At 67.5% G+C, this 1,020-nt stretch carries 1 protein-coding gene; it reads right to left on the bottom strand.

Annotated features, from left to right (window positions below; translation table 11 throughout):
* Positions 1–136: 136 nt before the first annotated feature.
* The coding region (locus NKI58_RS35420) for an IS110 family RNA-guided transposase (protein WP_352854529.1) at positions 137–1,020 on the bottom strand (884 nt) is incomplete at its 5' end.

The raw sequence follows: 1,020 nt of genomic DNA on the forward strand, positions 1-1,020 counted from the left end.
CGTATCTTCGTCTCGGGGCTGTCCTCGGTCTAGAGGGCGGGCGTCGGGCGCATCGGCTTGGCCACATAACTAGCGACGGGAGTTCCCCACCGTGGCCCCACCCCCAACACTGTGCAGCGGGTTGGGTCGAGACCGGCTATGACGGCGCGACCTCCCGGCCGATGGCCCACAAGAAGGCGGCCATCTCGCGTGCGATCGCAGCCACGACCACCGGCGGTTTCTTGCCGGCGGCGCTGAGGCGACGATAGCGGGCGCAGAGCCGGAGCTGCCCCTTCCAGGCAATATCGCGGACGGCCTTGGGCAGCCCCTCGAGCCGCACCCTCAGGGTCTCACTGACCCTGGCAGGATAGCGGTAAGTCCATGCCGCTTCGACCAGGGCGCGGCGGGCGCGTCGATTGCCGGCGAGCGTAAGGCTCGACCGGCGAACCGTGTCACCGGTCGAGCGCTCCCCCGGGACAAGGCCGAGAAAGGCCATCAACTGCGGCGGCGTATCGAAGCGACGCACATCCCCAATCTCGGCCGCAAATATCACTGCGACCAGGAACGAGGCGCCGCGCATGGCCTGATAGGCCTCAACGACTCGCGCCATGGACCAAGTTGGCACGACGGCGCGCAACTGCTCATCCAGGCGGTGTAGTCGCTGAGCCGCGTCCTCGATCGCGTCGATCTTCTCCTGGAACACGATCTGCTGCGCGGTATGCTCGAAGTTCTGTCGGGCAAGCCAGCGCCGGTGCGCCAATGTCCAATGACCGCCGTTCTGGTAGATCCGCCCATGGCGCAGAAGGAATGAGAGCAGCTGCTGGCGTTTGCGGCGCAGGTCGTCGGCTGCGGCTTCGCGGGCTCGGACCAGATCGCGGACAGCCTCGTGGACTACGTCCGGCACCCACACCCCGATCAGTTCGCCCGCCCGATGCAGTCGCGCCAGCGTGACCGCGTCCCGCCGGTTGGTCTTGACGCGCTCGCCCGGCCGCTTCGGGATCAGGGCCGGCGCAACCACCATGCAGTCGTGACCAAGATCGC

The sequence above is a fragment of the Mesorhizobium sp. M0522 genome, assembly GCF_040321085.1.
GTDB lineage: Bacteria > Pseudomonadota > Alphaproteobacteria > Rhizobiales > Rhizobiaceae > Mesorhizobium.